Here is a 25,288-nt window from a genome sequence, read left to right as displayed (position 1 = left end):
CCGTCCATACCGCTCGGGCAGAACCGGCGATTGGCTGAAGATCAAATGTGTGCAAAGCGAGAGTTCATGATCGTCGGCTACGAACAGTCGGCCGTAGCGCGCGGGATCGGCAGTCTGCTGCTGGCAGCCCGGCGCGGTCATGATTGGGTGTATGTCGGCGCCGTCGGCACGGGTTTCAAGGAAAACGACGCATCCTACCTGAAGAAGACGCTCGACACGCTCAAGACGCGCAATCCAGTCGTGCCGCTCAAAGGCAAGAATTACCTCTTCGCGCAGCCGACGCTTATCGCCGAGATCGAATTCCGCGGCTGGACCGACGACGGCAATCTGCGACACTCATCCTACAAAGGGCTGCGTGAGATCCAGGACAATGCTGCGGTCTACGAGCTCGACTGAGCCGATGGGGGCGGCCCTTATCACGTCCAATTTTTTTCCGCTGACTCTCTTGAATCCGAAATTCTCAAAAACCAAATCGATTGCAGCCAGTTGCTGAACACAGGGTTGGCCTTGCTGGAAGCGCGGCTTTCGGCGCTTCCGTACCCATGTTGCTTCAAGGAGGATATGGCTATGGCAACATCTTACGACTACGCACCCTTGTTCCGCTCGACCGTCGGGTTTGATCGGATTTTCAATCTTCTCGAAAATGCTCAGCGCGCTCGTTCGATCAGCGATTGGCCGCCTTATGACATCGTCAAGACCGGCGACGACAGCTACCGGATTTCGATTGCGGTCGCGGGCTTTGCCCAGGACGATCTCGACATCACCTTCCAGTCCAACCTGCTGACGGTCACCGGCAAGAAGCAGGAGACCGCCAATGACGGTTATCTCCATCGCGGCATCGCCAGCCGGCCGTTCGAGCACCGCTTCGAGCTTGCCGACCATGTCAGGGTGAACGGCGCCAATCTGCAGAACGGACTGCTGTCGATCGATCTGGTGCGTGAGATTCCCGAGGCCTTGAAGCCGCGCAAGATCGATATCCAGGCAAACCCGGCTCTCTCACAAAAAGCCGCCCCGGCGCAGATCGAGGCGCAAAAGGCAGCGTAACCCGCATTCTCCGCACAACAAGGGCGCCACGGTGGTGGCGCCCATTAACATTCCGGGTTGGGAAGGAGAGAGCGATGAAACCCGACATGTTCAGACAACCTGTGACCATCCTCGTCGGCCTTGGCTTTCCGACGAAGGTCCACACCGTCATGGACGCCTACCGGCACCTTGCCGATTGGCCCGCCTCGTCTGGGGACACGGCGCATTCCATTGCCCTTAAGGCATGTCAGGCGGCCCTTCGCGGAGAGATCGAAGCCGAGACCGCGCGCGGCCTGTTTGCTGCCTTTGCTGAGAAGCACGATCTGCTGGCGCCGGAAACGGACGTGATCGCCGCCTCCCGCCGCAGCCACGACAAAGAGCCGCACGTTCGCTAAGGAGGCCGAGATGCACGGGATTTTGGAGCAGGGCGCAAGCAGTGCCGCTGCGATGGGTCCGACGATCCTGCTTCAGGGCATGCAGATTGAGCGGCCTCTTGACGTGGTGAAAGCGACCGCGCTCTCCGCAGACGACAAGCGGACCGTCCTGGCTTCGTGGGCTTCGGACTTCTATGCGATCGACTCGAAGCCGGCGTTCCGCCACATGCCTGGAACACCCGACCCGATTTCCATGGGTGAAGTGCAGGCTGCCCTCAAAGAACTGGATCGGTGCTACGGATAGTGAGTGAGCGTGCCGGCCGAACGTGCCGGTTCATTCGCGTGGCGACCGTCTGCGATCGAGATCGGAATGGTCGAGACCGAAGTGTTCCAGGACGAGGTCGAGATTACGGCGGTTGGATTTGAAATAGACGTCGAACAGGTCCCGGCCAATGGGACACTCCCGGCCGCCGCGTCGAAACCAATATTGACCAGCATCTTAAAAAGCTTGTCATTCGGCACGCCAAGCCGCCGCGCCTCGTTGATGATGTAGAGACTGATCGCAGCGCCGGCAAAGTCACCGACAACAGGCACCAACCCTATGATGGAATCTGCACCGAACGAATAGCGCGTTCCGGGAATGCGCAGCGCAGTGTCCATGAGGCGCGCCAGCCCGCGCATGCGGCGAAGGCGGGCCAGACGGTCCATGTTGCGGAAATCCGTGTACGGACTACGCGTTCGTTCGTATGTCATGCTGCCGCTTTCGTCATCTTGCCCAGTCTCTTGATGGCCTGCTCCAGCGACCTTTGTCCGTCACAATAATCCTGCCAGGCGCTCGTCTTCGCCAGCAACGCTGGCACGGTGCGGATAGTGAAGCGTTTCGGATCCAGATCTGCCTTCACCTGGCTCCAGGTGAGCGGCATCGATACCGTCGCGCCCGGCCGCGCGCGGGGCGACAATGGCGCGACGGCGGTCGCCATTCGATCGTTGCGCAAGTAGTCGAGGAAGATCCGGCCGTTACGCTGGTTCTTGGCCATCTTGATCAGATAGAGCTCAGGGTTCTCGCGTGCCATCTGCAGGCAGACATCGTGTGCGAACCCTTTTGCCTCCGGCCAGGTAAGCTTTTTGCCCCTCGGTACCGCGAGCGCCGTGACGACATGCAGACCCTTGCCACCGGTGGTCTTGCAGAAGCTGACGAGACCCAGTTCTTCGAGTCTGTCACGCATTTCCCGAGCCGCTTCGACGACGGTGGAGAAGGGGACGTCCGGACCGGGATCAAGGTCGAAGACGAGACGGCCCGGCACCTCCGGCTGGCCCGGTTCGCAATTCCAGGGATGCAGCTCGACACCGCCGATCTGGGCGACGGCGGCAAGGCCCTCGACCCGGTCAACTTGCAGATAGGGTTTCTTGTCGCCGAACACCTTGACCAGTTCAAGCAGGTTCGACGTTCCCGGCGTCGCGTGGCGCTGAAAGAATTGCTCGCCGCCGATCCCATCGGGAGTGCGGATGATCGAGCATGGCCGCCCCTTGATACGGTCGATCAGCCATTGACCGACGGCCTCGTAGTAGCGGGCCAGTTCCACCTTCGTGACTGGTTCGCCATCATTGGCATCCGGCCAGAGCGGCTTGTCCGGGTTGGAGATCAACACGCCCATGACAGCTTCCTTGCCGCCCTTGCGCGGCGACTTCGCGGTCCGTTTCTGATTAGCCTGTGTCTCCGGATCGGGCGTTTCCACCTCAGCTGGCTCGATCGGCTTCTCCGCGACGACTTCCCCTGCTGGCTTATCTTCCCTTAGCCCCTTGAACGCTGCTTGGCGCACCAGCCCGTCGGCGGTCCAACCGGCAAACTCAATCTCCGCGACAAGTTCCGGCTTCACCCAGACGACGTTGGGCTCCTCTTTCGGCGCCCCAATACCGGTAAACGGGGACTTGGCCGTTTCAAGCGCGCGCAGCTTGGGAAGCAGCACACCGACCTTGCCAGCGCCGTAGCCCGTGCCGACCCGGCCGACATAGACGAAATGGCTACCGCGATTGACGCCGACCAGCAGCGAGCGGAACTTGCCGTTGGTCTTGGCATAGGCGCCGATGACGACTTCATGGCCAGCGCGGCACTTCGACTTCGCCCAGATGTCCGTACGGCCCGATTGATACGGCGCGTCGGCCTGTTTCGAGACAATGCCTTCGAGCGATAGCTTGCAGGCCGACTTCAGGACGGCATCTCCGCCGGTCTCGAAATGCTCGACGAAGCGCAGGCGCGGATCCTCGCCAGCTTCTTCGAGCAGTTTCTGCAGACGATCCTTGCGCTCGGTGAGCGGCAGTTGTCGCAGATCCTCATCTCCCGCGAACAAGAGGTCGAAGGCAAAATAGACCAGTGTATCGGTCTTGCCTTCCGACAGTGCCGCCTGCAGCGCGGCAAAGTCCGGCGCACCATTTTCGTCGAGGGCGCAGATCTCCCCGTCGATGATGGCATCAGGCAGGTTTGCAGCCGATGTCGCGATCGCCGGATATTTTGCCGTCCAATCCAGGCCCTTGCGGGTCTTTAGCGTCACCTCGCCGTTTTCAATGCGTGCCTGGATGCGGTAGCCGTCGAACTTGATCTCGTGGATCCAGCCCTCGGTCGAGGGCGGCCGTTCCAGCGTTTCGCAGAGTTGCGGCGCGATGAAGTCGGGCATTGCGGACTTCGCTGGCTTGGCAGCTTTGGCTGGGGCTGATTTCCTTTTAGTTTTGGTTTCGGCTTTGCGTTCTTCCGCAGCAAGGCCGTGGTTGCTGTCCCACACCGCATCCGCCTGAACGTCGCCACTCTGGACCATGAACGGCTTCGGCTTCCTGCCTTTGCCGGCGGCGATCGCTTCCATGGTTCGGCCCGAGGCGACGGAGGTTGCGTTCTCCTCAAGGACCGCAGCACCGTTCTCCTCGACTGAGAAGTCGTCATGATGTTTGATCAGCAGCCAGTTGGTCCGCTTGCCCCCGTCGCGGTCGTTGCGCATCCGCACCAGCACGAAGCTACCATGCAGCCGCTCGCCTTCCAGGGTGAATTTGAAATCGCCTTTGGCGAGAGCCCGCTCCGGCGTCTTGCTGCCTTCGGGCTCCCAGTAGCCGCGGTCCCACAACATTACCGTGCCGCCGCCATACTGTCCCTTCGGGATAGTACCCTCGAAATCACCGTAGTCGAGCGGGTGGTCCTCGACCTCGACCGCCAACCGCTTGTCATGCGGGTCGAGCGAGGGCCCCTTCGTCACCGCCCAGGACTTGAACACCCCATCGAGTTCGAGTCGCAGATCGTAATGCAGCCGCGTTGCATCGTGCTTCTGGATGACGAAGCGTCTGCGGTTCGATGCCTTCAGCTTCGCTGCGCCGCTCGGCTCCTGCGTCTTCTTAAAATCGCGCTTCTGCTTATAGGTTGATAGCTTGTCGCTGGCCATGGCAGTCCCCAGTACAAATCCGCCTCCCGCCTCGGATGAAGACGGGATGAGGCGCGGGCCGGACAGGTGATACGCTCGACTGCCGTTTCGTTGGCCGCGATGAGAAACCGGAAAAATCATCGCGTTCGTCATCCCTGTTACGTCCGGTTGACACAGCACGCGACCTCAACAAGCAAAAGGCGACAGATAATCGTTTTGTTCCATGGAGTTGGACAAGGGAGTTGGGCAAGAGCGCCATCAGCTCTGAATGACCGACCTGGCCCGTCGGAATTGATATGCGCTTTCAGCATAACTGCGCTGCGGCAAAGTCTATTTAATAGGCGAGGGGAACCCGTATGATGTGGCTATCGAAGCGATGCACCTCCTCCCGCGTCGGTTCGATATGCAGACGTCCTACTCCTCCTCCCAAGGCGTGTGCGGGAACAGCAACACTCCTCCTCCCAGTTGCTGTTCGGTTATTTTCGAAAAGCCTGCCGCACCTCCTCCCGCGGCAGGCTTTTTCGTTTTGTGCGTGGAATATGTCCGCTACCACGGATCCAGCACTTGGAGACATCAAGTGTGCCTTCACCTGCGAGATTTTTTAGGTTGTACTCGAAAATTGCGCCACCCAAGCAACGACTTAATCCGCTCAAACCGGGCGCAATTAACAGGGTAGGCGGTTCGTACCTCGTCAAGAGCGTCGTTCTTGATGGTTCGAGTGTCTGGCCATTGCCGACCAAAACGACAGCCTTGATCAGGGCGACGGGCCGATTTCGGAGCAGCAGTGCCCTTTAATTTCCAGTAAAGCATCCAGAGTTTGATTGAAGATGTAAGAGACTGTCTGCCGTATTTGCTCCGCGTAATAATCATGAAGTTGGCGAAAGACCTTCCGCGAATGGATCGGGCCACGTGGGCTCATCGAGAACATCAATCAGATGTTTGCGTACTTAGCTTGTTGAATTCTTCACGCGCCCTCAAAATTCACCATTCAGTATCACGTATCCGTCGCCGATTCCGTCAACGTGGGCGCGCCCACGAAATTCGGCAAAATTATCCAATAGGATGATTTCTCGTCCAGCTGGAACTACGATCAGGTCTCCTTTCTCCATCAGCTGCGTTTGGGAGGATCCATCACCATAGTCGTCGAGCGCTTCCTGCGTTTTGAAGAAAAGAGCGCCTCCCTTTTCACAGTTCCTTTTGAGAACGGTGGGGCGATCCCGTCACGAAAGCTCTGTATCACCTTATAATCTCCGGAAGTTGGGGCGGGCGATCGGACGTCGCCCGCATAGGCTATTCCCGGCCAGGGCTCCCAAAAGAGCCCCGGCAACAAATACCCTACGGTTCGTTTTCACTTTCAACTCCCGTTGCAGTCGCCGCGTCAAGCGTGATGTTGATGAAACCCACCTGACGACGAATTTGTGACAAGCATTTGTTGGGACGCAATAGCTGACGCAGAAAGGGACGGCGATGTTTCCATGCTCGAACCGGTATCGAACGTTGACTTTGCCTGCGCGAGGCGACTTGCGGAGGCCGCGGTTGTTCCGCCGGAAGGTGCTTGGGTCGCGTTGAGAACCGGCTGCTCTCTTGATTGCCGATATCGCCGTTGGGCGTTTCGATGCTCTGGCCGGCCGTCTCTTGCGTGGTGTCGATGATCGGGATGGGCTCGCAGAGGAGATGGACGCCATAGTCGCGGCAGACGGCAGAGCCTTGCGTTTTAGCTCCGTCGAACAAGCAAAGCTGTAAAGCGGTTGAGCGGGGACATCGACTAACCCACTAATCCCATCGGACATCACGCAAGTTGTTCATCTCGCGTCCTGCACGCCGCCAGATTGATCAATATTTAACCGATACGGTAACTTGATCTGAAATCGCGACTGTTAAAGAGGGCTTCCCTTTCGAGACGCCCTCTCATGATCCTAGAATTGCAGAATGCCATTCTTGAAATGATCGCCAAAGGCGAACCGCTGGCGACCACGCTTTCAGCACTATGCTCAAAGGTTGAAGCAGCGGTTCCCGGTATTGCGGCCACCGTCTTAAAGTCTGATGGCGTCCGTCTATCGACGCTGGCGGCGCCGTCACTTCCAGCGTCGTATTCAGCCGCTGTGGACGATCTTAAAGTGGGGCCTCACTCGGGTTCTTGCGGGTCCGCCGCCTTCCATGGATGGCCCGTTGTCGTCACCGACATAGAAACCGACTTTAGGTGGACCGATTACGCGGCAGTCGCTCTCCCGCTTGGCCTGAAGGCTTGCTGGTCAAGTCCCATCAAGAGCGGGAACCGGGTGGTCGGCACGTTCGCGTTCTATTACCGTGAGAGCCGCGGACCAAGTGAGCTTGAGCAGACGATCGTGGATGCGTGTGTGCATCTCTGCTCGATCGCAATCGAGCGTGAAGAACGGGTGGCGGAGCGTCAGCGTCTGACATACACGGACGGCCTCACTGGGCTTCGGAATCGGGCTGCTTTCGATCTCGCTCTTCGAACCCTGGCGCCGCCTGTAAATCACGGCTGGGGCATTATCATCGCCGATGTCGACAACCTAAAGATGGTAAACGATACGTTTGGTCACGCGGCTGGCGATGCTCTGATCCGCGTTGTTGCGGAGCGCATCGCGGCAGCCGCGGGCAGGGAAAGGAGCTATCGGCTCGGTGGTGATGAATTTGCAGTCATCGTTGTCGGCGGAGGCGAGCTCGATCTGCAGAGCGAGGCGGCTCAGATCCTGAGGGAAATCGAGCTTCCAACAGATTGCGCGGGTCACGTCATCTTTCCTGCGGCGACACTCGGCGGCGCTTTGGCTACCAACGATATCAATCCCGAGCAAGCCCGGCAAAATGCAGACATTGCGCTCTACCATGCCAAGGAGCATGCCCGTGGACAATTCGTCGAGTACCATTCGGGTCTCGGGACAGCGTTGACGCGCCGCTTCAGGGCGATAAGAGACGTCAGCCTTGCACTATCCGACAACCGCATCGAGGCCTACTACCAGCCGATCGTGCGACTTGATACACGCGAGGCTGTGGGCCTTGAGGCGTTATGCCGGATGAAGACCCATTCCGGCGACATCGTCGCAGCAGCTCATTTTCATGAGGCGACCAAAGACGCTCACGTTGCTTCAACACTGACGGAACGAATGTTGAGCAAAGTTGCTAAGGACATGCGGACATGGCTCGACGGTGGGCTTCCTCTGCGGCATGTCGGCGTCAACCTGTCGGCTGCAGACTTCCGCAAGGGTGGACTGCGTGACAAAATCTGCCGAGTGTTCGAAGATGCTGACGTCCCCCTTGAGCACCTAATCCTCGAGGTGACGGAGTCCGTTTACCTAGGACAGCGAGACCACGTTGTGGCGGATGAGATCAAAGCGCTGCGCTTAGAGGGCCTGAAAGTCGCGCTCGACGACTTCGGGACCGGCTATGCGTCCTTGACCCATCTTCTGACGGTGCCGGTCGACATCATCAAAATAGACAAATCCTTCATCGACCAAACGAGGCTTGGTGACGCCGGGATGGTGATCGTCGAGGGCGTGCTTTCGATCGCAGATAAGCTTGGTATCCGCGTGGTGGCGGAAGGTATCGAGGACGAAGAACAAGCCTGCCGTCTCGAAGCCTTCGGGTGCAAGCTTGGTCAAGGCTACCTTTTCGCCAGAGCGATGGACGCCATGAAAGCAGGACAGTTCTTGAGCGCGCACGGCCAACGGCTCGTGCCAAGCGGCTCCTTCTCGGAGCCACTCAAGGTGCTCCAGCTAAGATAGCTCCTTCATCACTTTCATACGCGTGGTTTTCATCAGTCGATAATGCAAGACTTTCAGGAAGATCATAAATGCTCAAACGCATCCCATTGAACCAGCTCCGGGTCGGCATGTTCATCAACGACATGGAATTCGCGACCGAGGTCGGTGCTGCGCGCTTCAAGCCTTTTCTGGTCTCAAGAGGCGATGAGGTGAGAAGGCTTGCTAATGAACATGTCAGAAGCGTCGTCATCGATATCACGAAGGGCGCAGATGTCGCTGGCATGCCGCAACGCAACGGACCGGAGAGCTTCGAGGCGCAGCTGCTGAACGCATTCTCAAAGAGCGAGATCAGCCGCGCAAGACAGTCGATCCATGATGTCGCACCGCATCTTCGCCACGTGCTGGAGGATGCTCGCGTGAACGGTTGTTTCGCCGACGAGGCTGCCAGCACTGCCGTGGAGCGCATCATGTTGGAGACGCTCGACAACACCGGCGCGCTGATTGCTGTCGCCAAGCTCAAGCAAAAGGACGAGATCACGTTTCTTCACTCGTTCGCCGTCAGCGCTTTAATGATCGCATTCGGGCGGGGTCTCGGCCACAGGCAAGAAGATGTCCGTGTTCTCGGTCTAGGCGGCCTCGTTCACGATCTTGGAAAGATGGCCATTCCCGATCACATTCTGAACAAGCCAGGCAAACTGACCAGCGAGGAGATGGATCTTGTTCGCGCCCATCCGCAAAAGGGCTACTAGATGGTGGCGAAAGCAGGGTCGGCGCCGGCCGAGGTCCTTGATATCTGCCGTTTCCATCATGAGCGGTATGATGGCGGAGGTTATCCCGATCGCTTATCGGGCAGGAAGATCCCGTACGTCGCACGCGTTGCTGCCATTTGCGACGTATACGAGGCGCTGACAACCATCCGCCCTTACAAGCCGGCATTCTCACAGGCTGAAGCCATCAATACGATGATGAACTCTTCCGGGCATTTCGATCAGAATCTCCTGTCAGCGTTCGTCTCGAAGATGGTCATAAGCGGCACGCTACACTAGCTTTGCTATCTGGCACGGAAAGGCGGGCCGGCCCACTCCCCGTTTCACGCCTCCAGTTGAGCCTTAAGCGTGCTGATCAGGCACTCCTCGATAGCACCGCGTGTTACCCGCAGTGTGGTACCATCATTACCCTTCCATGATCGTACAACTTTGCCCTTGGCAAGGAACACGGCTCGCTCGACTGCATAAGCGAGGTATGATTTCCACGTCGTGAGCGGAGATGAGGACTGCACGTCTTCCGCTTGCCGTCAGCTCCATCAACAGGGACTTCATCTCCCAAGCGGCCGGTAGATCCAGGCCTTTCGGGGCTCATCAAGGTCAGCAACGGCGGCGAGCCGAGCAGGGTTGCGGCGATTGAGATCTTCCCGCGCATGCCCAGTGAACATTCTACGTCGACGGCGCTCAGTCAACATGGTTTTAAACAACGTCCCGCACCGTACAGAACCTCCGTTTGATGGAACTTCAAGCCGATCCACAAGTTCCACTACTACTCAACAGCTCGGAGTTCGCCATGAAGCCAGCCGTCGCCCTTGTCACTGGAGCGGGATCCGGAATCGGAAAAGCGGCGGCGTTAGGTCTGGCCAGAGAGGGATACAAAATCGGTGCGCTCGGGCGTACGCCCGGAGAGATCTCCGCCACGGTGGAGGAAATCTTGGCGAACGGAGGACAAGCTATCTCCCTGCTTGCGGACATATCGGATGAGGGGCAGATGGATGCAGCTGTGGATCAGCTCGTTAAGCAGTATGGCCGCCTCGATGTTGTAGTCGCCAATGCCGGCATCAATGGCGTATGGGCGCCCATCGACGATCTGAAGCTTTCGGAATGGAACGACACGATTTCGGTCAACCTGACTGGCACCTTCCTAACGATCCGCGCGACCGTGCCCGAGCTGAAGCGATCGGGCGGAGGATCCATCATCGTTGTATCGTCCATCAACGGAACGAGAACGTTCACGACACCGGGCGCGACAGCCTATACGGCCACGAAAGCAGGGCAGGTCGCGATGGTGCAGCAGCTCGCTCTCGAACTTGCCCGTCTCCACATTCGTGTCAACGCCGTGTGTCCAGGTGAAATCGAGACGAACATCGAAGCTAACACCAAGGCCCGAAGGGAAGACGAAACGTCGATACCTGTCGTCTGGCCCGAGGGGCAGGTACCCATTACCGGAGGGCGTCCGGGTCGCAGTGAAGACGTCGCCGACCTCATCATCTTTCTCGCATCCGATAAGTCTCGGCATATCACTGGCTCGCCTATCTGGGTCGATGGCGGCCAAGGTCTGCTCCGATAGTATCAGATATCCGCCGCGTCGGTTCAGGCCCTGCGAACCGTGACGAGATCTCCGCTCTGGGTGTTGCGAAGCCGGCGCACACCGCTCAACCGTTTTCCAGGACGACAACCGTGGCCGAGTTTCCAGCGGTACCTCAATGAGGCTCAGAACTATGCTTTGAGGGCGCTCCTTATCAAGGTGATTACGTTTCGCACATCGTTTGGTTGATCGCGGGTCGGTGAACACGTCGATCTCATCCCTGGCCGGCGCGAAACCAGTCCTCATACTCGCAGAGGGCAAATGCTCCCTGTTGAGCGCGCAACCCGAAACGACGTCGGGAGTGGCCTAGAGACAACGTTTCGTCAGGTTGGCAATGAATCCAGGATCGGATCAGGCTTGAAAATCTCCGGTCCAAAACGGAGGCGGCCGTCAAACGGCCGGATGTCTCGTAAATCCAGGCTGTCGAGCGCGAACGATACGTGGGGTGTGTAGTCTCGGTAAACCACGTCATCCCCGCCCGGCGAAACTCAGCGTGACGGCGGGAAAGCTTGACGGAACCAAGGCCAGTACGACGATGCCTCCAAAGTTCAGTATAGCTCTTCGTTGGCTCGCGCGGACCGTCAAATCGCTCGCGGCGGGAACCAACTGCCGCCAGAAGCAAGTCCACCATCCCACCGCTCTGGAAATTTAAGTTGACGATGCCTTTCGAACACGCCAGAAGCGAAGCCCTTTACGCAACCCAGTTCGACAGAAATCGAGTTTCGGAATTTGGCGGGATTTCGGAGGCTGCGGATGGCGAACTTGTATTGGGCGAAGGCCCAATCGATATCGCCTTCAGGCACTTCGGGTCGGGTTGCCTCTGTTCAACAACGGCCTCAGCGAATGCCAGGCTTCTCGGCCATACTGGAGGGCGACGCCATATGATGCCGTCTGCGCGTTGGATCGCATCAAGTAGCAAGTGAAGACTACCTTCCTGAACCCATTGATCCGTTTGAACTATGCGGGGTAGTTCCGCATCAATTTCATTTCTGATCCTATGGCCGAGGCGACTATCAATAGATAACAATAGTTGATAATTTTCGCGCTCGTAGCTCATATTCAGAACAGGAGGTAATCGTCATGGCAAGTTTCGCACTCAACGAACACTACGAGCGCTTCATCAAAAGGCAGATTGAATCCGGTCGCTATAACAACGCAAGTGAAGTTGTTCGCGCGGCCCTGAGATTGCTTGAAGATCAGGAAGACGCCCGCGAACGCTGGCTGACTCAGGAAATTCCGAGCCGTTATGCAGATCTGAAGCGCGACCCGTCCGCTGGCGTGACTCTGGATGAGGCTTTTGACCAGTTGGAAGCTGAGCATCGGGCTCAACTGGCGAAAACCCAGTAGGTATGAAATAAAATTGTCCTGCATAAGCAGGCGCAGGCTGAGTTGCGTGACTTGTACCGGGATCTCGCCAGCGTTGAAAGGGCTGGACCTACGGTGGCGTGGAGCTAGTCAACGGCATCCGGCAGTTTATCGAGGAGCTTGCGACGTTTCCCAAACGCGGCACGGTGAGAGACAACCTCATCCCCGGTCTTCGGATTATTGGTTATCGTAGGAGCGTGAGTATCGCCTTTGTTGTAGAGGAGGCCGAGGTGCTGGTATTAGGGATCTTCTATGCCGGACGGGACATCACGGCTGAGATCCTCCAGGAACGCCTATAGGTGATTTGTCCCACTCCTCGGGCGAAAGGAGAGTGCGAGGTGAGGGGCAAAGGACTTCCCTCACTCTGGTACTGGGTGGTCGAGTTGGCAGAGCCGCATCTTAGCAATACCTGCCGTGAGCACGTAACGGCAAATTCTGCCGGCAGAGCCTTGTTTACGATCTCGCGATTGGAAGAGCAGCAATGATGCAGGTCGGCGAAATATCGCACGCTTCGACCGCCGATTTGAGGACGTTAAACAGGGGTGGCGACAGCAGATTCGGCGACCCCTCTTTCCAAAGCGCCGAGAGAATTGATTTTAGGTTGCGTTGACAAGCCTAAGATTCTCAAAGGTGTGCGAGTTTATGAGTTTGAACGCCGGCAGGAAGCCTTCCGTCCGCGGTAGAGGTACGGTTGCAAGTCCATTTCCCCCGACGCGGCTACCCTTTCGTCGACGATCCAGCGTAGCGTTGAAAGGACACAGACGGGATCGGTAGCGTTGGCATCGCCTGCCAATGCCATAGCTTGACAGCGGCAGCCCCCGAAATCGATATGCTTGCGGTCACAACTCCGGCACGGCTCTTCCATCCATTCATCGCCGCGATAGGTGTTAAAGGCGCTGCCATCATACCAGATCTCAGCAAGAGGTTTTTCGCGAACATTCTCAAAGCTCAGGCCAGGAATCGTCTCTGCAGCATGGCAGGGCAGGACAAGACCTGCGGGCGTAACATTGAGGCCAATTCTGCCCCATCCGCCCATGCAAGCTTTTGGATATCGCGCATGATAATCGGCAGGCACGTAATCGATCACCAAAAAGCCTTCGAGTTTTTCGCGCGCCCTTTCGACAACCGCTTTTGCCTTGGAGGCCTGGTTTGCACTTGGCATTAGCGCCTGCCGGTTAAGCTCGGCCCATCCATGGAACTGAACAGTCGCGACCTCAAGTCGTCGTGCCCCGAGTTCGACAGCCAGCGAAATCATGCTTTCAAGTTCGTCCATATTCTGTCGGTGGCAAACTGCATTGACGGTCAAGGGCAGGCCCGTAGAGCGCACCCATTCCGCGACCTCGATCTTCCGCGCATAACCACCTTTATAACCGCCGACTAGATCGGCTTTCTCGGGTGTCGCGCCCTGGATCGACAGTTGGATATGATCAAGGCCTGCAGCGCTGAGCGCCTCCACTCTTTCGCGCGTCAAGCCGACGCCTGACGTGATAAGGTTGGTGTAAAGCCCGAACGAGGTCGCGGCAGCCGCAAGTTCAACGAGATCGCGACGTGATGCTGGCTCTCCACCGGACAAATGCAGATGAAGAACGCCAATATTAGCTGCTTGACGGAATGTCTCAATCCACTCGTCGGTCGATAGCTCATCGTTCGGTTTCGTCAGCTCCAGCGGATTGGAACAATAAGGGCAGGCGAGCGGACAGCGATGCGTCAACTCCGCCAACATCGCCATCGGAGGCGGTGCTCGCCTCGCCTCCGGCAAAGGAAATCGCTGACGCGTATTCGCATTCATTCGACTGCCTCCAGCATCCGCCGGTTGGCAAATTCCCGGACGAACGAGAGGATGTCGCCAAGCACCTGCTCCTTCGGAGCCTCGAACTGTTGTGCAAAATCGGAGGCGATGTCGTCGAGTGTTTTATGCCCGTCAAGAGCCTGGACGATCGCTAACGCGATCTCATCCAACGCAATTGCGCGTTCCGGAGCCAGAAGAACCATCTGATTTCGGACGTTATCTTCCCGTAGTCGCACGCCACGGGAGAGCTTGACGATGGAGAAGGGACCGATAAGCGGCGCGTCGCCTGTCATGATGCAGCTCCCAAGGCTGCCGTCCGGTCGGAGACAGTTCCCGGCGTCACGGCTTCAAATCCATCCCAGGCGCCCGGGGGGATCCGCGCCGGCGCTACATAAGCGGAATAAAGGGCGTCCAACTGTGACCATAGGACATCTGTCTTGAAGGTGAGCGCCGCCGCCGCTGCATTCTGCTTCTCTGTCGTGTCCGCATTGTCCAGCACATAGGAAAGGCCGAAAGCAACCTCCTGCGGCGCCTCGTTCAGTCGCTGGCGGAAATAGGAGAGTGCGGCATCGTTCGCGAAGCCATAATGTTTAAGCAGGCCGGCAATACGATCCGCATGGATCGCCGGCGCAAACATCTCCGTTAGCGATGAGGCGACGGCCTCAAGCATCGGCTTTTCACGAACGAAGGAAACATAGGCATCGACCGCAAACCGCGTTGCGGCGAGAACGCCCTTGGTGGAGGCCACGTAGTCGGGATCAAGGCCAACCGCCTCCGCGAGTTTGAGCCAGCGGCGGATCCCGCCGCCTTCTTCGATGCCGCCATCATGATCCTCAATGCGTCGTCGCCAGATGCGACGCAGCTCCGGATCTTCGACACGAGACATGAACGCTGCGTCCTTCATCGGTATCCGGCTTTGGTAATAATAGCGATTGATCACCCAGGCCCGCACCTGGGTCATGGTACATTCACCGCCGTGCAGCATTCGGTGAAACGGATGCTTGTCGTGGTAGCGCTCCGCGCCGATTGCCTTCAGGCGGCGTTCGAATTCGGCTTTGTCAGGGGTCGAGGGCAAGCGTCACCTCCATGCCATCCCGGGCTATCTCAAAGCCATGTTCCAGAACGAAGTCTCGTTCCGGGCTATGTCGCCAGATCGGATTGGTGTTATTGATATGAACGTAAATCTTGCGGGGGATGTTCAGTCGGGAAAGAACTTCCAGACTGCCTTCCGCGCCGCTGATCGGGATGTGACCCATGCGCCGTCCGGTCTTATGACCGGTTCCCGTTACGATCATCTCATCGTCGCTGAAAACCGTGCCGTCGAAGAATACCAGCGACGCACCATCAAGGCGCTCAGCAAGCGCATCGGTGATCTGGGCACAGCCGGGAATGTAGTAGGCTCTCGCATCTCCTACGACGATTTCAACACCGATGGTCAGGTCGTTTTCGATCCCGATCTGCAAATCGCCTGTCTCCATGAAAAGCGGAACCTTGCCCGGTACGGCAAACAGCGTCGCCGACATGCCGGCAAGCGGCTGGAAGGGGTGGTCCAGATTTGCTGCGCTTATGGCAACAAAAGCCGGATTCAGCGCACGGAAGATAGGATTGTCGCCTAAGATGTTTGCCACGGAGGGACTGGTGAACAGCTTGAAACTCTGGCTTTCCCTCAGCACCAGAAGACCGGCGATATGGTCGATGTCCCCGTTAGTGATGATGACGCTTTCGATCGGCGTATCTCGCAAACTCTTCGGGGAGAGTGGACGGTTATCGATAAGTTGCTGGCGGATGTCGGGAGAGGCATTCATGATCGTCCAGTTCTCTCCATCCAGCGTGGCAGCGAGGGACGATTGGGTCTGCGGACTCAGCGCCGCGCTGGGGTCTCGCGCCATATTGCAGTTAAGGCAGCCGCAATTCCATTGCGGCAACCCACCACCGGCTGCCGCGCCAAGCACGAGAAAACGCAACTTGTCAGCCTCGTGCCGCACGTGTTGCGGGCTCAGAACAGAATGGGTTCGCCGCCGTCCGCCGGAGCGTAACGATTGATTTCCATGCCACAGCTGACTTCAATAAACTTCGGTGCATGCCATTTCATGATCATCTCCTTGTTTGCGTTGCTTTGTTTCTGCGAGCCACCGCTCGCCGGAGCTCGGGGACCCTTTGAGGATATTCGCCACACGCATATATGACGCTCTAACCCTACCCTTGAGGTGGTCCCTTAATGAAGAACGTCAAGGGGACGTCCTTGCGCAAGAAATCGTTACTGCCGATCGTCTGATACCGCGAAGGGCTGGCCATCGGCGTGCCTGGTGACGCGGCTTTGCATGTTCGATTTGACCTTGCCCCCATATGTGGAACGGCCCGCGTGGCAAGAGCTTTTTCAGTCGATTTACATTGGAACGGTGCGGTCATATGTCCGGCCTTTACGCGCAGCACATGGCCGCTGGCCTTGATGAGATCCGCGAAACGAGGAGCTAAATCAAGTTTACGCCCTTGTGCGCATTGGGGGCAGTAGCTTCACTCGCGTCGGGATTATGTCCCATGGGTTCATCGCCTGTTATTGCACCTTGCCCTCTGCCAGCCTGCGCCGGTCAGATCGTTTTGAGGGGCACAGCGTTCATCCAACGGCGACCGCTGTAATCGCCAGTGGATCGGCGCGCCGATAGGTTCCGCCCCGATTCAGAAGCGCCCAGATGATCCGCGCCGTCTTGTTGGCCTGCGCGACCGCTGCAACCTTGAAGGGCCTTCTGGCGAGAAGCGACTTCAACCACGGCCGCGTCCGACTGTCATTTCGGGCAACCCGCAAGACGGCGGTTGCCCCGACGACGAGGAGCGCGCGGAGTTCCGGATTTCCCATCTTCGATATTCGTCCCAGCCTCTCCTTACCTCCGCTTGAATGAGGCCGTGGTGTCAATCCGAGCTAGGCGGCAAAGTGGCGCGCCGACTTGAACCCGCCGGGATCCGGTACAAGCGCCTTGATGGTCGCTGCCGTAATGGCGCCTACGCCAGGAATCGTGGTCAACCGACGCATGTCCTTGTCGCGCTTGGCCTCCACGACAATTGCGCGCTCGAGCCTGCCGATCTGGTCGGCTGAAGCTTCGATCACATCGGCAATAGCCATCAGAGCGAAGCGTGCTGCTGCGGGTAGCCGCAGCAGTTCCAGCATGGATGGACGGGTTCGAGGTGGAGCGGGAACGCTATCGCCAGGAGTTGGACGATTGCCGGCGCCGTCTCGTATCCTATCAGTCCCGGCGGGGCGGTGTATTCGGCTTCATTGATGAACACGCGAAGAAGCGCAAAGCATTGCGTGAGGTCGAGGGGGGCGCTCGCCACCTTAGCGCGGGAGGATGCCGGGACGTATAAAATCGCCGCATAGCCCAGCGGTTTGGAGAGAGATTGTCCAAGGCCGACCGGACTTAATCACCCAACAGGATGGCGCCATAGTCGGTAGCGCCATGCAACACATGGATGATGACCACCTTCGCGTTTTCGACGCGGTAAAAGATCAGATAATTGCCATGAACGCGGCGGCGGATACCATGGTGTTCGTAGCGGGGCATCAGCGCGAAGCCGTTCGGATTATCGGCGAGATCTTCACACTTGCTCCGCAGCTCTCGAACGAATGAAAGGGCGCGCCAGGGATTGTCCCGTGCGATATAGTCGGCGATCTGCTCAAGATTGCTTTCCGCCTCGTTGGAAAACTCAAGGATCATACCGATTATTCGGCCTGGTCAGCCATCGCGCGGTATTTTGCCTCAAGTCGCTCGAACACATCGTTCGCTGGCCTCGTTCGCCCCGCGTCGGCATCGGCAATGCCGCGCATGACGGAAGCATCCAACGCGGCAAGTCGGGTCTCGCGGTCTTGGACCAGTCGCACACCTTCCCGCAGGACTTCGCTTTTCGAGCCATAGCGACCTGTGTCAACGAGCTGCTGGATATAGCTTTCGAGCTGCTTTCCCAGATCGGCACTAATCATGCTGTACTCCATCGGATGTGATGAAAGAAGATAGGCCGTTTATCAACTATTATCAATCCTCTTCCCTCTCACCCTCCTTCCGAATGTGTGAGGTGAGATTGGAAAGTGGCAAGGAAGAGAAAAAGATGACGCTGCACGGCAACATTGTCCTCCTTCCGGAGCATCTTCATTCGAGATCGATACGCGCGCCATTGTGTTCTCCCATTTCCATGATAAAGGACATTATCAGGGATTTCGAGGACTTGGCGAGCGGCCAAAGTGATTGCGCGTTCGAATCTCATCACATCAACGGCTCCGATTTTGCTGACCGTGGGTCGTGATCTGTAAAAGTGGTGTTGCAGCAAGGGGTGGAACGATTGCTTTCGCCCTCATCGGCCGTTGAGACGCCGCTTCGTACTTTCCCGACCGCGGAAGCATCGTTATCCGCCTTTCACGTTGTCGCACGACGTGGCGGTGTCTTTATAACGTCAGGCGCAATCCCACAGAACGCAATATTGTTGTTCGCGTTTGTAATAGTCTTCGTCAGCTCTTCCACCGTCATGACGCCCGCCCTCCCTGAGATCTAGTGCGTTATGGAGCTCCCCGGTAGAACCTCGAATTGCCAGAATTTGTCCGGGGTAAAGTAAACTTTCATTGGCGCGCACGGTTTGCATCGTCACATTCTCATAGTCATTTCGATTGCTGCGTAGAAAGTCGATGTAGCGGGCAACTTGCCCTTCGCTAGGGCCAATCGCTCCGCGGTCATCCTGTCACGCGCTGCAGGATCGCGAATGCTCACTACTTGCGTCCTATCCTTGGAGTTCTTGACGCGAAGGCCAGTCCACTCACGATGATCAGCAGCATCGCCGCACAAACGAAACTTGAGGTGAAGAAGATCAGCCCACTGAAGCCAAGAAACCACGGTGCCGCGAGCAGGGCTAGGCCTAGCCAAAATTTCAACCAGTCGATCCAGGCTTCAGGATTGAAAATCCCGAGGATGGAGACGTTCACAATCGTCAGACCAACGGCTGTTCCGGTTGCATATACCATCATCGATGCGGTAGCCACCGAAAGAAGATCAGGCGCCAACCACGGCGTCAGGAAGATAAACGTTCCAAGAAGAAGGCCGAACCAGTTTTGCCAGCGTGGTTCCTGCATGGAAAATCCTCCATGGTGACGGATTATTCTTGTATTTTTCAACCATAACATCAGTGACATGCATCAATGCCTTCGCGGTTTTTTGCCGCTTCGATTCGATGTCGGAGGCCGATGAAACTGGACGATGCGAGATGCTGAGGTGTCTCATGCGCCAAGTTCAGACTTGAAGTGCTTTCCTTGCGGATAGCTCTTCAGCGGTGTCCATAGCCATGTCGAGGACGACCCGCCCGCCTATGCGGCCCTGCTTCAAATCGGACAGCACCTTATTTATGTCCTTCAGCGGCGCGCGTCGAATAGCTGCCTTGACCTTGTGATCCGCGGCGAAAGCGATCGCCTCATCGAGATCGCGACGCGTTCCCACGATCGATCCACGGATGGTGATGCGTTTCAGGACGACGTCGAAGATCGGTGTCGCAAACTGGCCCGGCGGAAGACCAACCAGGCTCATCGTTCCCCTCTTGCGGACCAGCGATAAGGCCTGTGAGAAGGCCGATGGTGATACCGCCGTTACAAGAACGCCGTGAGCGCCGCCTTGAGTTACTTTCATTACCTCTGATACCGTATCCGGGACTGCGGCGTTGATGGCGAAGTCAGCTCCGGCCATACGCGCGAGGTTCAGTTTCGATGGCGCGATATCGAGGGCGATCACCTTTAATCCCATTGCCTTGGCGTATTGGATGGCGATATGCCCGAGCCCTCCGACACCTGAGATCACAACCCACTCGCCGGGACGGGCCTCGGTCTCCTTGAGGCCCTTATACGTCGTCACGCCGGCGCAAAGAATGGGCGCGATTTCGGCGAAATCAACATGCTCAGGCAGGCGGGCCGCGAAGCCGGCATCGGCGATGACATAGTCGGCAAAGCCGCCGTCGCAGCTAAAGCCGGTATTGTGCTGATGGTCGCACAGGGTTTCCCATCCAGTCTCGCAATATTCGCATTTCAGACAGGCGTCATGCAGCCAGGCAATCCCAACGCGATCCCCCTCCTTGAGATTGGTAACGCCAGCGCCGACAGCCGCGACTATGCCTGCTACCTCGTGTCCCGGCGTAAATGGAAGCGAGGGGCGGACGGGCCAATCGCCCTCGGCTGCATGCAGATCGGTATGGCAGACACCGCAGGCCTTGACCCTCATCAGGATCTTTCCTGGTTCGGGCCGTGGCACCGGCCTATATTCGATCGACAAGGGCTTACCAAATTCCGTGACAATGGCAGCCCGCATCATCTTGTCCATTTGGACCTCCTGTTGATATCGGCACTCGTGTGGTGATTAAGGCGGCCTGTGCGCAGGGGGCAGACGGTGATCCGAGGCATCATCGCCACGGCCTCCCTAGGCGACCAATGACTTCGATAGCAGCACAAGCCTTGGATCATCGGGATAGGGTTTGACCCTGAAACCCATGTTCTGTTCGATCTCAACAGCGTCATAATTGTTTCTGTCTTCGATGGATTCGATCGTTTGCAGACCCCGGTTCTTGGCTTCCCGTACCATCAGGCTCAGAAGCTCCCAGCCGAGACCATGCCCCTTGAGATCGCTCCGTACGGAAATGGCGACTTCGGCTCGCTTCTTGTCCCGGTCGCAGGCGAGCACCGCCGTTGCGATCGGTGTTGCGGTATTCCTGGCGAAAGCAATATAGCTTTCCACGGCGCCATGATCGACGCCGATCAATTCCGCGATCTGCTTGCGGGAAACATGCTTGATCGCCGAGAAAAAACGGAAACGAAGATCTTGCGGACTGACGTGATCGAAAAGTTCGGTGAGGAGTCCTTCGTCGCCATTTGTGGCCGGTCTGACCGAGACCCGCAAACCATCACGCGTCACTATATTCCACTGCTGTTCCGGCATGACCGCTTCTCCATTCGTGCGATATTTCACTTGCTTAGACTGGTTGGTAATTGACCTTGATCTTAGATCTGCGAAGGAAGTCCGCATTGACGGGGATCAAATCCGCAAAGGTTCTGACAAGAATAATGAGGGAACACCTTCAGGCGCCTCGCAGCATTTATCTACACGATAGCTGGAAAACAGGACCAATCGCCGCGTTGAACCGTGAGAGATCTGATAGGCCAATCGTCAGCCGGTCGGCCCGTTGCGCTTTGGGATGCCAGTTCGCCCACCGACTCCCTGGCGACGCGGCAACGCTTCACAATCCTGGATGCCTATTCCTACCGTAGGGCCAGGTAGGGATAGCCATGATAGGCGAAGATCACGGGCCGATCCCGCGTAAACAGCCTGTCGAAGACGTCATCGGCCAATCCATGCGGATGCTGTTCCTTCGACTGCAACGCTAATAGATCGACGACGTTGACCACGCGAGTTGAGAGTTCCAGAATATTCTCGTGGAAAAGATCGACGGCGGCGGGCGTCCGCCTTCAACGGTTCGCGTAGCGGATTGTCGAGGAGATAGATTGCCCGACCGAAAGATCATTGGCAGCGCGCCGATAGCGGTCGATGAGACGGAGCTCATTGGTGTCGAGCGAATGCGCAAGAATGGCACTTGGCTGGTTTTCCATATCACTACTCCAATTCGAAATGGTCAAATGCGGACTTCGATTGAAGCGGTGAGCCATTGATCTCGATCATTTGCTTGTCAGGAGCGACAAGGCCTCGTCGCCGATGATCTGTTCCTCGTCGGTCGGAATGACGAAGGTTCTAATCTTGCTCGAAAAGGTGCTGATGATTGGGCCGTTGGCGATGTTTTTATCAAGGTCGCGATCCACTCCCAGCCATCGTAGGCGGTCGCAGACTGCGGCTCGGATCTCTGGCTGATGTTCCCCGATCCCGGCGGTGAAAATGAGACCATCGAGGCCGCCGAGAGTTGACGTCATGCGACCGATTTCCCCGGCTATCCGCAAGGTAAAAAGGTCTATCGCCTCGCGTGCCTCCCCACGCGTGTCTTTCAGGAGATCGCGGGTATCGCCGCTGATCCCCGATATGCCGAGCAAGCCAGACCGATAATAGAGCATCTCTTCAAGGTTTCGAAGCGTCCTGCCACTCGTTCCGAGAAGGTACAGCAGCGCACCTGGGTCGAGGGTACCGCAGCGTGTCGCCATCGGAACACCGTCGAGCGTTGAAAATCCCATGCTGCAATCACGACTTTCCCCATTGTCGAGAGCACATAGGCTGGCACCGTTACCGAGATGGGCAACGATGACCTTGCCAGCAGCAATCTCGGGAGCGCGACTGCGCAATTCGCCGATGATGAATTTGTAGGAGAGCCCATGAAAGCCGTAGCGCTTAATGCCACGATCGTGCAAAGCCCTTGGTAGGGCAAATCGGCGAACCAGGTCGCTTTGGGTTGCGTGAAAAGCCGTGTCGAAGGAAGCGGTTTGCTTGAGCGCCGGTCGCAAATGTTTTACCGCGCGGATCACGCGAAGCGCCTGCGGCTGATGTAACGGCGCGAGCGCCACCAACTTGTCCAATTCGCCGATGGTGGTCTCGTCGAGGATGACGGGGCCCGCGAATCGATCGCCCCCATGAACCACGCGATGGCCCGCAAAGTGAACAGCCGACATGTCAAAATGGGCAGCCAGCGCCTCGAATACTTCCGCGACGACATCCCGCAGATCCTCTCCTCCCTCCGCGTATAGCTGAATATCAAAGGAAGCGGGTCCTTCGCTCAGATGAAAGGTGAGGGGTCTTCTGCCGAAATCCACCAGTCCTTTGCCAATGCGACACGCGCCGTGGACGTCGCACTGAAACAGACCGATCTTCAATGTCGAAGAGCCCATGTTGAATGTGAGAAGCAGGGTCGTGTCCGCCATGACTTTTCAATCTGTTCAAAGTCCGCTCTTTTCAAGAGCTTGCTGAAAGTAGTTGGGCACGGTGGACTCTCTATCAGAGATGTCCGCTGCGCATATCGCCCAGCGATTATCGTTTCTTTTGACACAAGTTGGCGGAGGTGGCTTTGACCCATGTCAAGCCGACGAATGCCCGCGATTTCTGATGGTTCCCTCATCTTGACGAAGATCAAGGCGGACTTCCTTTTGTTGCTTAAGCTCGCCTCCATCGACCAACGTCCAAACAGGAGGTGCGACCATGCAAGCCAAGACTATCCTGAGCGTCATCGGTGTTGATCAAAACGACGATGACCTGCATTCCGCAATCGAATTGTGCCGGGCATCCAAGGCCCACCTGTCGGTGCTGGTGACGGCACTTGCTGCTCCGCCGATTGGCGGACATGGCGAAGTGACGTCCACGGTATGGCTCGAGGAGCGTGAGCGCCAGACGGAAAACCTTCGTCGGAAGGTCGCTGCCGCCAATGCCATTCTCAAGGCTGATGATGTTTCGTTCGACGTGACCAGCCTCTTTACGGAATACGGATGGGCGGAGAATGAAATCGGACAACGGGCGCGCTATGTCGACCTGACGCTGATCGGCGGCGGCTTTCTGGCCCAGGACGATATGCGGCAGGAAATTCTGAACGGAGCCCTGTTTCGGTCGCCGGCGCCGATCCTTCTTGTGCCCAAAGGGCATGCCGCTTCTCTTCGGCCGAAAACGGTCTTGGTTGCCTGGGACTCCCGCAACGAAGCAAGCACGGCCGTGCGGGCCACGATGGAGCAGCTGATCGCGGCCGATAGCGTGTGTGTCGCCATGGTCGATCCATCCGCGACGATCGGCAGCAACGGCGAAGAGCCTGGAGCCGATGTTGCGACCTTTCTCGCAAGACATGGCATCCGAGTCTCGGTGGATGTCTTGCCCAGCGCTGGTCGCGCTGTTGCGGACGTTCTACGTCAGCATGCGATCGACATCGGCGCCGAGCTGATTGTCATGGGTGCTTACGGGCATTCGCGGGTGCGTGAGTGGATCTTCGGAGGGACGACGCGCTCCATGCTGGAGCACACGCCTGTTCCATTGATGATGACACGCTGATGCCAATTGGCTCATGACCCAGCCGACAAGCGGGGTCGATTGCTTTATTCTTGGAAAGGAAGAAGAATGGCTGGCACTTATGTTATCGCGGCGCTGCGGCCGGATCAGATCGTGCAAGCCTATCCACTTGTCCAGGCAGCAGTTCCAAACCTTGGTATGGTTGCCTGGCGCCGGATGGCATCCGACGCCAATCGTCACGACGAAATCCTCGCCGCGGTCAACCCTCGAGGTTACATACAGGGTCTAAGCATCTATAGGCTCTGCCATCATCCCGCCGTCGGGCGGCTGCTCGACGTCACTTTTCTGATTGTCGCGAGCGCAGCTGATGAACGTGGCATTGCGCAAACCCTGTTTGCCAGCATTCGATCGCGGGCCAGGGAACTCAAGTGCAACCAAATTAGATTCTGGAATCAAAATCCGGGCAATTGGGAGCAGATGCACAACGAGGAGCGAGTCTATCGATTGGATCACGGGCTTATGATGGTCTGCAACGAAAACGACCGATGAGGATTCGTTCGCAGCAAAGCCGCCTTTATCTCTTCGCGGTGAAGACGTAGCCCACCCCGCGTACCGATTTGATCAACTGTGGATGCGTGGGGTCGGCCTCGATCTTCTTGCGCAGTCGCGCGATTTGGGCATCGATCGTTCGATCATAGACTTCCAGATTACGGCCGCGCGTCAATTCCATCAGGAACTCGCGACTGAGGACACGTCCGGCGTGGCGTGCGAATACAACCAGCATGTCGAATTCGCCGGTGGTCAATTCGATTTCCTTTTTGTCCGGTGATAGAAGCTGTCGTTTGCCGATATCGAGCTGCCAGCCTTCAAAACCAATTATGTCCGTTCGCTCGTTTTCTCGAGCTTTCGTCATAGGCTGGCGGCGGCGAAGAATAGACTTCAGTCGAGCATGCACTTCCCGGAGATGAAAGGGCTTGGCGATATAGTCGTCGGCGCCGACTTCAATCCCGACGATTCTGTCGACCACATCGTCGCGACCGGTCAGCATGATGATCGGAATGTCCGACTGTGCGCGGATTTCGCGGGCAAGGTCCAATCCGTCCTCACCGCCGGGCAGGACCCAATCCAATAAAATGATATCAAAATTCGCTTGCTGCAGAGACGCCCGCATCTCAAGGCCGTTCGATGCTGCGCTAACAACATACCCTTCGTCCTCGAAGTAGCGTGTCAGCATCTGACGGATTCTGGGGTCGTCATCCACGACCAGAAGATGTTCACGCCGTTGCTGATCGATGGCCATTGCAAGGTTTCCAGTAAAGACGGG

The 25,288-nt window shown here is 57.4% G+C and carries 23 protein-coding genes and 5 pseudogenes; 11 read left to right on the top strand and 17 right to left on the bottom strand.

Features of this window, described 5'->3' with window-relative positions; all coding sequences use genetic code 11:
• Nucleotide 1 precedes the first annotated feature (1 nt).
• From FBZ97_RS19655 to FBZ97_RS19640, 4 genes and pseudogenes are all read left to right on the top strand, one after another.
• Nucleotides 2–396, top strand: a pseudogene (locus FBZ97_RS19655) (ATP-dependent DNA ligase); the annotation flags it as partial.
• 171 nt (nucleotides 397–567) lie between these two features.
• Nucleotides 568–1,044, top strand: a complete 477-nt coding sequence (locus FBZ97_RS19650; RefSeq protein ID WP_145321105.1) for an Hsp20 family protein — start codon at nucleotides 568–570, stop codon at nucleotides 1,042–1,044.
• A 74-nt stretch (nucleotides 1,045–1,118) separates the two neighbouring features.
• Nucleotides 1,119–1,418 (top strand): DUF982 domain-containing protein, encoded by a 300-nt coding sequence (locus FBZ97_RS19645; protein ID WP_113355644.1) that lies wholly within the window; start codon nucleotides 1,119–1,121, stop codon nucleotides 1,416–1,418.
• 10 nt (nucleotides 1,419–1,428) lie between these two features.
• Nucleotides 1,429–1,701 (top strand): hypothetical protein, encoded by a 273-nt coding sequence (locus tag FBZ97_RS19640; protein WP_145321107.1) that lies wholly within the window; start codon nucleotides 1,429–1,431, stop codon nucleotides 1,699–1,701.
• Nucleotides 1,702–1,731: 30 nt separating this feature from the next.
• Here FBZ97_RS19640 and FBZ97_RS19635 read toward each other — a convergent pair.
• Together FBZ97_RS19635 and ligD are read right to left on the bottom strand one after the other, a co-directional pair.
• A pseudogene (locus FBZ97_RS19635) lies at nucleotides 1,732–2,150 on the bottom strand (DUF4112 domain-containing protein).
• Complete coding sequence (gene ligD, locus FBZ97_RS19630; RefSeq protein WP_145321109.1) at nucleotides 2,147–4,819, bottom strand: DNA ligase D; 2,673 nt, start codon at nucleotides 4,817–4,819, stop codon at nucleotides 2,147–2,149. The pseudogene FBZ97_RS19635 and the gene ligD overlap by 4 nt, the downstream one beginning before the upstream one ends.
• 1,889 nt (nucleotides 4,820–6,708) lie before the next feature.
• Between ligD and FBZ97_RS19620 the strand changes: the two genes are divergently transcribed.
• The 5 genes and pseudogenes from FBZ97_RS19620 to FBZ97_RS19600 all read left to right on the top strand — a co-directional run bounded on the left by FBZ97_RS19620 (nucleotide 6,709) and on the right by FBZ97_RS19600 (nucleotide 12,536).
• The gene (locus FBZ97_RS19620) at nucleotides 6,709–8,541 is read left to right on the top strand and encodes an EAL domain-containing protein (RefSeq protein WP_145321111.1); all 1,833 of its coding nucleotides are present in this window, start codon (nucleotides 6,709–6,711) and stop codon (nucleotides 8,539–8,541) included.
• 68 nt (nucleotides 8,542–8,609) lie between these two features.
• Nucleotides 8,610–9,566 (top strand): annotated as a pseudogene (locus tag FBZ97_RS19615) (HD-GYP domain-containing protein).
• Between the two features lie 511 nt (nucleotides 9,567–10,077).
• Nucleotides 10,078–10,854 carry an SDR family NAD(P)-dependent oxidoreductase gene (locus tag FBZ97_RS19610; RefSeq protein ID WP_145321113.1) on the top strand — a complete coding sequence of 259 codons (777 nt, stop codon included), beginning with the start codon at nucleotides 10,078–10,080 and terminating at the stop codon, nucleotides 10,852–10,854.
• 1,098 nt (nucleotides 10,855–11,952) lie between these two features.
• Complete coding sequence (locus FBZ97_RS19605) at nucleotides 11,953–12,219, top strand: type II toxin-antitoxin system ParD family antitoxin (RefSeq protein WP_145321115.1); 267 nt, start codon at nucleotides 11,953–11,955, stop codon at nucleotides 12,217–12,219.
• 98 nt (nucleotides 12,220–12,317) lie between these two features.
• The gene (locus FBZ97_RS19600; protein WP_348642378.1) at nucleotides 12,318–12,536 is read left to right on the top strand and encodes a type II toxin-antitoxin system RelE/ParE family toxin; all 219 of its coding nucleotides are present in this window, start codon (nucleotides 12,318–12,320) and stop codon (nucleotides 12,534–12,536) included.
• 341 nt (nucleotides 12,537–12,877) lie between these two features.
• Here FBZ97_RS19600 and pqqE read toward each other — a convergent pair whose 3' ends face one another.
• From pqqE to FBZ97_RS19530, 14 genes and pseudogenes are all read right to left on the bottom strand, one after another.
• Entirely contained in the window at nucleotides 12,878–14,026 is a 1,149-nt protein-coding gene (pqqE, locus tag FBZ97_RS19595) for a pyrroloquinoline quinone biosynthesis protein PqqE (protein ID WP_145321117.1), read from the bottom strand.
• Nucleotides 14,023–14,319, bottom strand: a complete 297-nt coding sequence (pqqD, locus tag FBZ97_RS19590) for a pyrroloquinoline quinone biosynthesis peptide chaperone PqqD (RefSeq protein WP_113355819.1) — start codon at nucleotides 14,317–14,319, stop codon at nucleotides 14,023–14,025. The genes pqqE and pqqD overlap by 4 nt, the downstream gene beginning before the upstream one ends.
• The gene (gene pqqC, locus FBZ97_RS19585) at nucleotides 14,316–15,101 is read right to left on the bottom strand and encodes a pyrroloquinoline-quinone synthase PqqC (protein ID WP_113355818.1); all 786 of its coding nucleotides are present in this window, start codon (nucleotides 15,099–15,101) and stop codon (nucleotides 14,316–14,318) included. The genes pqqD and pqqC overlap by 4 nt, the downstream gene beginning before the upstream one ends.
• The gene (pqqB, locus tag FBZ97_RS19580; RefSeq protein WP_162748903.1) at nucleotides 15,085–15,990 is read right to left on the bottom strand and encodes a pyrroloquinoline quinone biosynthesis protein PqqB; all 906 of its coding nucleotides are present in this window, start codon (nucleotides 15,988–15,990) and stop codon (nucleotides 15,085–15,087) included. Before pqqB ends, pqqC begins: the two co-directional genes overlap by 17 nt.
• Before the next feature lie 32 nt (nucleotides 15,991–16,022).
• The gene (gene pqqA / locus FBZ97_RS19575; RefSeq protein WP_069614208.1) at nucleotides 16,023–16,118 is read right to left on the bottom strand and encodes a pyrroloquinoline quinone precursor peptide PqqA; all 96 of its coding nucleotides are present in this window, start codon (nucleotides 16,116–16,118) and stop codon (nucleotides 16,023–16,025) included.
• A gap of 522 nt (nucleotides 16,119–16,640) precedes the next feature.
• A pseudogene (locus FBZ97_RS19565) lies at nucleotides 16,641–17,051 on the bottom strand (IS110 family transposase); the annotation flags it as partial.
• 388 nt (nucleotides 17,052–17,439) lie between these two features.
• A complete protein-coding gene (locus FBZ97_RS19560) occupies nucleotides 17,440–17,736 on the bottom strand; it encodes a type II toxin-antitoxin system RelE/ParE family toxin (RefSeq protein WP_145321120.1) in 297 nt (98 codons plus the stop codon).
• 5 nt (nucleotides 17,737–17,741) lie between these two features.
• On the bottom strand, nucleotides 17,742–17,999 hold the full coding sequence (locus tag FBZ97_RS19555; protein WP_113391326.1) for a type II toxin-antitoxin system ParD family antitoxin: 258 nt from the start codon (nucleotides 17,997–17,999) through the stop codon (nucleotides 17,742–17,744).
• 777 nt (nucleotides 18,000–18,776) lie between these two features.
• Nucleotides 18,777–19,136 carry a hypothetical protein gene (locus FBZ97_RS19550; protein ID WP_113421319.1) on the bottom strand — a complete coding sequence of 120 codons (360 nt, stop codon included), beginning with the start codon at nucleotides 19,134–19,136 and terminating at the stop codon, nucleotides 18,777–18,779.
• Between the two features lie 157 nt (nucleotides 19,137–19,293).
• Entirely contained in the window at nucleotides 19,294–20,367 is a 1,074-nt protein-coding gene (adhP, locus tag FBZ97_RS19545; protein WP_246661803.1) for an alcohol dehydrogenase AdhP, read from the bottom strand.
• A gap of 96 nt (nucleotides 20,368–20,463) precedes the next feature.
• Nucleotides 20,464–20,979, bottom strand: a complete 516-nt coding sequence (locus FBZ97_RS19540; RefSeq protein ID WP_186449512.1) for a GNAT family N-acetyltransferase — start codon at nucleotides 20,977–20,979, stop codon at nucleotides 20,464–20,466.
• A 320-nt stretch (nucleotides 20,980–21,299) separates the two neighbouring features.
• Nucleotides 21,300–21,482 (bottom strand): annotated as a pseudogene (locus tag FBZ97_RS19535) (hypothetical protein); the annotation flags it as partial.
• 24 nt (nucleotides 21,483–21,506) lie between these two features.
• On the bottom strand, nucleotides 21,507–21,647 hold the full coding sequence (locus tag FBZ97_RS34470; protein WP_156090759.1) for a hypothetical protein: 141 nt from the start codon (nucleotides 21,645–21,647) through the stop codon (nucleotides 21,507–21,509).
• Between the two features lie 66 nt (nucleotides 21,648–21,713).
• On the bottom strand, nucleotides 21,714–22,898 hold the full coding sequence (locus tag FBZ97_RS19530) for an acetate/propionate family kinase (RefSeq protein WP_145321124.1): 1,185 nt from the start codon (nucleotides 22,896–22,898) through the stop codon (nucleotides 21,714–21,716).
• A gap of 274 nt (nucleotides 22,899–23,172) precedes the next feature.
• Here FBZ97_RS19530 and FBZ97_RS19525 point away from each other — a divergent pair, with 274 nt between their 5' ends.
• Nucleotides 23,173–24,006, top strand: coding sequence for a universal stress protein (locus FBZ97_RS19525; RefSeq protein WP_113391330.1), 834 nt, complete (start codon nucleotides 23,173–23,175; stop codon nucleotides 24,004–24,006).
• 66 nt (nucleotides 24,007–24,072) lie between these two features.
• Complete coding sequence (locus FBZ97_RS19520) at nucleotides 24,073–24,513, top strand: hypothetical protein (RefSeq protein ID WP_113355809.1); 441 nt, start codon at nucleotides 24,073–24,075, stop codon at nucleotides 24,511–24,513.
• Between the two features lie 25 nt (nucleotides 24,514–24,538).
• Here the strand turns inward: FBZ97_RS19520 and FBZ97_RS19515 are convergent, their stop codons facing one another.
• A complete protein-coding gene (locus FBZ97_RS19515; protein ID WP_113355808.1) occupies nucleotides 24,539–25,264 on the bottom strand; it encodes a response regulator in 726 nt (241 codons plus the stop codon).
• Nucleotides 25,265–25,288: the final 24 nt, after the last annotated feature.

Origin of the sequence: Rhizobium sp. ERR 942, assembly GCF_007828395.1 — a bacterium.
GTDB lineage: Bacteria > Pseudomonadota > Alphaproteobacteria > Rhizobiales > Rhizobiaceae > Rhizobium > Rhizobium dioscoreae.
The sequence above is the reverse complement of the archived record's forward strand: the minus strand, read 5'-3'. Positions and strand labels throughout refer to the sequence as shown.